This window comes from Paenibacillus albidus (genome assembly GCF_014644435.1).
GTDB classification, from domain to species: domain Bacteria; phylum Bacillota; class Bacilli; order Paenibacillales; family Paenibacillaceae; genus Paenibacillus_AQ; species Paenibacillus_AQ albidus.
Map to the genome: position 1 here is coordinate 1 of NZ_BMKR01000084.1, position 6412 is coordinate 6412.

Below are 6412 nucleotides of genomic sequence, written 5' to 3' on the forward strand. Positions count from 1 at the left end.
AGTTTGATCTATTATCCATGAGTTGTACTTTCCGTGTCCACCTCTTAGTCTAAATCACTGTTCCGCATAGAAGGAGAAAACGTTTCGTTTCGTCAAATAAGGCATACTGAGTCCGCTTCCTCACCATTCTCAATTATACAGATAATCCGCTGGATACGATGCTGCATTTTGCAAAAAGGCAGTTCTCCCGAAAACAGCTTCTAAAAATGATGCAATGATCTTATTGTTTTATAATTTGTGTTATTGTATATATTGCAATAGTGTGTGTCGTACAGTATGATGCAATCAGGAGTTGATAACGGAATGGACATCAATGAAACGATTAATGGACTAACGCAGGAATTGCGGCGCGGCACCATCATTATTGGCGTGCTCAGTCAATTATCCGAACCCCAATATGGCTATTCCCTGGTCACTGTATTAAAGGATAAGGGCATCCATGTCGATCCCAATACGCTATACCCTTTGCTGCGCCGTCTGGAGAAGCAGGAATTGCTTGCAAGCTCATGGGACACCAATGAGGCCCGCCCCCGCAAGTATTATGTACTGAGCTCTGCAGGAAAGGAAGTTTACGAGCGGTTGTGTCAGGAATGGATGGATATGGTGTCGAGCATGGATAGTTTAATTGGAGGAGGAAACGGGAATGGAATTAGTTAAACGTTACATCTATGCCGTGACCAAAAAGCTGCCCGAGCAGCAAAAAGCCGATATCGAGAAAGAGCTGAAAGGATTAATTGAAGATATGTTGGAGGACCGGGCTCCTGCCGGCCATGCAACCCGGGAGGACGTCGAAGCGGTTCTCCTGGAGCTCGGCGATCCGGGCGAACTGGCGGATAAGTATAGAGGAACCAGGCGTTATCTGATCGGTCCCGATCTTTTTGACACCTATCTATCTGTTCTAAAAATCGTCGTTATCGCTATCACCATTGCCATGACCGCTTTATTCAGTGTCGAAAGCATCGTCAATCCTACCCATGTGCTGGATCAATTCGTAAGTTATATCGTGGATCTTATTATAAGCTTGTTCCAAGGGTTCACATGGGTAACTCTTATTTTTGGAGTAGCAGAATATAAAGGGGTGCACCGCAGCAAGCAAAAAAGCAAAACCTCCCCTTCCTGGGAGCCCACCCAACTGCCGCCCCTGCCCACACAGCTGACCCGGATTAAACGTTCTGACCCTATTGCAAGTATTATTTTCACCATATTATTTGCGGCTCTGTTTCTCTTCTCCCTGGAGCTGTTTGGGGTTTGGTTCTTTCAGGAAGGCGGCCCCCGGGTTGTCGTACCTTTTTTCAATGAAGAGGTAATGCGGAGATTTGTCCCTTTAGTTGGTATCGCTTTGGCTCTGAGTCTGGTGAAGGATGTGGTCAAAATGATCACAGGAAAATGGACGATCGCTCTTATCGGCTTTGATATTCTGGTCAGTATCCTTCATTTCATTGTGGCGTTGTTCATGTTCGCAGACAAGTCCGTTTGGAATCCCGCCTTCATGCAGCAGTTGGCAAGTTCCCGCTCCCTCGCTGCCGGAAGTGAAGCCTTGCGGACAGCCGGCAGCATCTGGGAGCGTGCCCAGGATGGTATTATTATTGCCATCGGATTGGTTATTGCCGTCGAAGTAATCACCCTTCTGATCAAGTTATTCAAGATCAAGAATGTCTCTTAGCATCAGTCCGGCAAGCCAAAAGAGCCAAAAGATAAGGTTCAGCCGGCTAATCTGTTCACTTATAACTTAGAGGAAAGAGGTTCTCTCATGTCTACTCATACCAATTTCAACTACCAAACTTACGATGCCGTGGGTCTCGCCGCTCTAGTCAAAGCCCGTGAGGTATCCCCCCGCGAGCTGGTCGAGGCCGCTTATGCCCGGCTGGATGAGGTCAACCCGCTGCTGAATGCCGTCGTGCGTACCCGCCGCGACGCCGCATTGAAAGAAGCGGACGCGCTGCCCCTCCTGGAAGAGGACGGCTCGCGACCGTTTGCAGGGGTTCCCTTCCTGCTGAAGGATATCTCCCAGGCCATTGGCGGTGAACCGCTGACCTCGGGAGCCCTGCTGCTGAAAGACCACATCGCGCGGCATGATTCGAACTTTGTTGCCCGGCTCAGACGCGCCGGCTTCATCCCGCTCGGGCATACGAACACGCCCGAATTCGGGCTGAAGAATATCACCGAGCCACTCCTGCACGGTCCGGCCCGCAACCCGTGGAACCCACTACATTCGCCGGGCGGATCAAGCGGCGGTGCAGCCGCTGCGGTGGCGGCAGGCATCGTTCCGGCGGCCGGGGCCAGCGACGGGGGCGGCTCCATCCGCATCCCGGCTTCGTTCACCGGCCTGTTCGGCCTTAAGCCGACGCGCGGGCGGACACCGGTCGGCCCCGGGGCCGGGCGCCAATGGCAAGGCGCGTCGATTGACTTTGCGCTGACCCGTTCCGTGCGGGACAGCGCCGCCCTGCTCGACCTGCTGCAAATCGTGCAGCCGGAAGCAGCCTTTCAGACACCGCTGTATCCCGGTGTCTATGCGGACGACCTGTTCAAGCCAGCGAACCGCAAGCTGCGGATCGCTTTTACTACAGCCTCGCCTGTAGGAACGCCGGTTCACGAAGAAGCCGTGAAGGCTGTCATGCAGACCGTAAAATGGCTGGAGGCGGAAGGCCATGAAGTGGAAGAGAAGCTGAGTCCTGTCAACGGTGTCCGGCTGATGGAGAACTACTATATGATGAATACCGGTGAAGTTGCAGCTATGTTCGTCTCGCTGGAGCGGATGCTGGACCGGCCGATCGCCGCCAGCGAAGTGGATATCGTAACCTGGGTGCTCGCGGAAGCCGGTAAAAAGGTCTCCGCCGCCGATTTTGTGCACAGTCTGCATGAATGGGATATCGCCGCTGCCCAAATGGCGGGGCTCCTAAGCCGCTACGATCTCTATATTACGCCGACCAACGCCGATGTTGCGCCTAAGGTTGGCCAGCTTACACAAACCCCCGAGGAAACGCTGAGGCTGCTGCAAGTCAGCGAGCTGTCCAAGGACAAACAGCAGCAGCTGATCTACGAGATGTTCGAGCCAAGCCTAACCTATACGCCATTTACCCAGCTCGCCAATCTGACTGGACAACCGGCAATGAGCGTTCCGGTGCATCGGTCGCCAGAAGGTCTGCCCATCGGGGTGCAGGTCATGGCCACCAAAGGGCGTGAAGACCTGCTGCTCCAGCTCGCCGCACGGCTGGAGCAATCCAGGCTGTGGGTCGGAATGAAAGGCAATCCGCTATATCCGTTATTGTAAAACAGTGGATTGGGTAATATAATTATTAACTATCCAATCATAGTGTTAACAATGGGTGTCCAGCCCTTAACTGATCTACGGAGGGCATGTTATGAAACTTGATTTGACAGAAGAATCCCTGCCGGTGTATGAGGCGTTAGCGAGCGCAGTACGCCTGCATATGCTGCGCCTCCTGGCCGAGCAGCCGATGAATGTGAAGGAGCTGGCCGCCGCCGTGAAGCTGAGCAGCGCCATTATGACTATGCATGTCCGCAAGCTGGAAGCAGCGGGACTGATCACCACGCATATGGCTCCGGGGCGAAGCGGGCTGCAGAAGATTTGCACACTTGCCGCCGAAGGAGCGGAGATTGTGTTTCCAGGCAAACCCGGAACCCGGCGCAAGAGCTTCCGCAAGGAAATACCGGTCGGCCACTATTCCGACTTCCGGATCGAACCGACCTGCGGACTCTCCACCACTGAGCAGGTGATCGGCAGCTTCGACGACCCCCGCTATTTCTGGGATCTTGAGCGGATGAATGCCGGCATCCTCTGGTTCGGCAAAGGCTACATCGAATACAAGATTCCCAATTTCCTGCTGACGGGACAGCAGCCTGAGGAGCTTGTGATTACAATGGAAATTGCCTCCGAAGCACCATCGGTGAATAATAACTGGCCTTCGGATATAACGTTCACCCTCAATGGCCGGAAGCTTGGCGACTGGACCAGTCCCGGTGACTATGGAGACAGCCGGGGTAAATACACCCCTGCCTGGTGGCCGCAGCTGACCAACCAATACGGTCTGCTCAAGCAGCTCCGGGTTACGTCCAAAGGCACATTTATGGACGGGCTGAAGCTGTCGGATGTCACACTGGATGAGGTAGACATCCGCAGCAAGCAATGGACGTTGCGGCTGTCGGTGGAAGAGGATGCGGAACATATCGGTGGATTGACCTTGTTCGGCAAAGGCTTCGGGAACTACAACGAGGATTTGACGGTAGAGCTTTTTTATACCGATGCACACAAATAAAAAGCCGTATTCGCCTCTTCAGAGAGGGGGCGAATACGGCTTTTGTTCTGCTGAAGTTTATGCCGGATAAGGGCGCCACAATCCGCCCCCAGGCAGCGGACAGCCGCGTTCCTTCAGCTTGGCCACTACCGGAATAATGCACCCGCAGGCTACACAAGTTACGCCATCCTGCAGTTTGGGACAGGTTCCGCAGAGTGCGGTACGCTCGGCATACACTTCATCCGGCACACAATTCTCCGGCCCGAACATGGATGACGCCAGGATGCGCTTGATCTGTGCTTCGGTAACCTTATAATCGTCACGGCATCCTTTGCAGGCTGATGTAGTAGACATGAAACTTCCGCTCCTTTAAGCTTGTGGCTTAATCGCAAGTACCGTTACGGACATCGGAGGCAATTCTACAGTTAGACGGTTACCTTCAAGCTTATAAGCGTCGAAGGACTGAGGCGCTACCACTTCAGGCTCGCTGAACGTATTATGGGCATCCAGGCGATCTCCGGCCAGAACCGTTCCGGTTACTTCTACAGCTCCCAAAGCCAACCCGCGCAGTTCCAGCGGCACGATTGAAGACGCCGCATGATTTAAGTTGCACAGGCTGACATGGATCACACCCTCGCTGTTCACCGACGCCGACGCCGACACTTCGGGAATCTCGCGGCCTTCCAGACTGTACGCCGCACTGTCCAGTGTCATATCCAGCAGTTCAGCATCCTGGTGGACCTTGAACATGTTAAATACATGATACGTAGGTGTAAGTACCATCTTCTCGCCTTCGGTCAGAATCACAGCCTGCAGCACGTTCACCGTCTGGGCTATATTTGCCATCCGCACCCGGTCGCTGTGCTTGTGGAAAATATTCAGGGTCACCCCGGCTACAAGCGCATCACGAATCGAGTTCTGCTGGTAGAGGAAGCCCGGATTGGTGCCCGGCTCCACATCATACCAGGTCCCCCACTCATCGACGATCAGGCCTACCCGTTTCTCAGGGTCGTATTTGTCCATAATCACACTGTGTCTGGTCACGAGTTCATCCATACGCAACGCTTTCTCCAGAGTGGAGAACCATTCCTGCGTTTCAAAACCGGTGGCGGCTCCCTTGTTGTCCCAGCTCGGACCCGGAATCGTGTAGTAATGCAGCGTAATGGAATCCATGAACCGTGTGGCTTCGCGCATCAGTACTTCCATCCAGTGGTAGTCATCTACATTTGGCCCACAGGCAATCCGGTGAATGCGGTTGGAATCATAATTGCGGACATACGTCTGGTAACGGCGGTACAGATCGGCATAATACTCCGGACGCATGTTCCCCCCGCAGCCCCAGTTCTCATTGCCCACGCCAAAATAGGTCACTGCCCACGGCTCCTGTCTGCCGTTCTCCTGACGCAGCTCGGACATCGGCGAGACGCCGCCGAACGTCAGATATTCCACCCACTCGGACATCTCCTGAACGGTGCCGCTGCCGACATTGCCGTTGATGTAAGGCTCACATTCCAGCATGGCGCATAGCTCCATAAATTCATGGGTGCCGAAATGGTTGTTCTCGACCACACCGCCCCAATGCGTGTTAATCATCCGCTTGCGGCCTTCCCGGGGACCGATGCCGTCTTTCCAGTGATATTCGTCGGCAAAACAGCCGCCCGGCCAGCGCAGCACCGGAATCTGCATTTCTTTGAGCGCTTTCACAACATCGTTGCGAATCCCCTTCGTGTTAGGAATCGGCGAACCTTCCCCGACCCAAATCCCTTCATAAATACAACGTCCCAGATGTTCGGCGAAATGACCATAAATATTTCTGTTGATCTTTCCTTTGCGGAGATCCGTGTTAAGTACAGCGCGTTGTGTCATTTGCAGGTGCCGCCTCTCAAAATTAATATTTATATTAACTAATTAATACTAATATAAATATTATAGGCAGTGGAAACCCTTTTCGTCAATCTTTATGTTATGAACTTGTCTCCTCCCTAATTTTTGACCGCTGCGACCAGTAAGAACATGGGACGGCGCACTTCCTCCTGCCAAGCTGGATGCCGGGCCAGCATGTCCGGGGTCGGCTGGAGTTCTGACAGTCTGGCAGGCGCCTAGTACTGTATCAAACTTAATAGTATGAAAAAGAAAAATCGGTTAATGTTTTGCTA

General features: G+C 53.3%; 6 protein-coding genes. 4 read left to right on the forward strand and 2 right to left on the reverse strand.

Features of this window, described 5'->3' with window-relative positions; translation table 11 throughout:
- Positions 1 to 303: 303 nt before the first annotated feature.
- From IEY53_RS34405 to IEY53_RS34420, 4 genes are all read left to right on the forward strand, one after another.
- Positions 304 to 657 (forward strand): PadR family transcriptional regulator, encoded by a 354-nt coding sequence (locus tag IEY53_RS34405; protein ID WP_189032807.1) that lies wholly within the window; start codon positions 304 to 306, stop codon positions 655 to 657.
- Positions 644 to 1663, forward strand: a complete 1020-nt coding sequence (locus IEY53_RS34410) for an HAAS signaling domain-containing protein (protein WP_189032808.1) — start codon at positions 644 to 646, stop codon at positions 1661 to 1663. The genes IEY53_RS34405 and IEY53_RS34410 overlap by 14 nt, the downstream gene beginning before the upstream one ends.
- Positions 1664 to 1750: 87 nt before the next feature.
- Positions 1751 to 3271, forward strand: a complete 1521-nt coding sequence (locus tag IEY53_RS34415) for an amidase (protein ID WP_189032809.1) — start codon at positions 1751 to 1753, stop codon at positions 3269 to 3271.
- Between the two features lie 91 nt (positions 3272 to 3362).
- The gene (locus IEY53_RS34420; protein ID WP_189032811.1) at positions 3363 to 4277 is read left to right on the forward strand and encodes an ArsR/SmtB family transcription factor; all 915 of its coding nucleotides are present in this window, start codon (positions 3363 to 3365) and stop codon (positions 4275 to 4277) included.
- Between the two features lie 57 nt (positions 4278 to 4334).
- Here the strand turns inward: IEY53_RS34420 and IEY53_RS34425 are convergent, their stop codons facing one another.
- On the reverse strand, positions 4335 to 4610 hold the full coding sequence (locus tag IEY53_RS34425; RefSeq protein ID WP_189032812.1) for a hypothetical protein: 276 nt from the start codon (positions 4608 to 4610) through the stop codon (positions 4335 to 4337).
- Positions 4611 to 4625: 15 nt separating this feature from the next.
- Positions 4626 to 6122 carry an alpha-N-arabinofuranosidase gene (locus IEY53_RS34430; protein WP_189032814.1) on the reverse strand — a complete coding sequence of 499 codons (1497 nt, stop codon included), beginning with the start codon at positions 6120 to 6122 and terminating at the stop codon, positions 4626 to 4628.
- Positions 6123 to 6412: the final 290 nt, after the last annotated feature.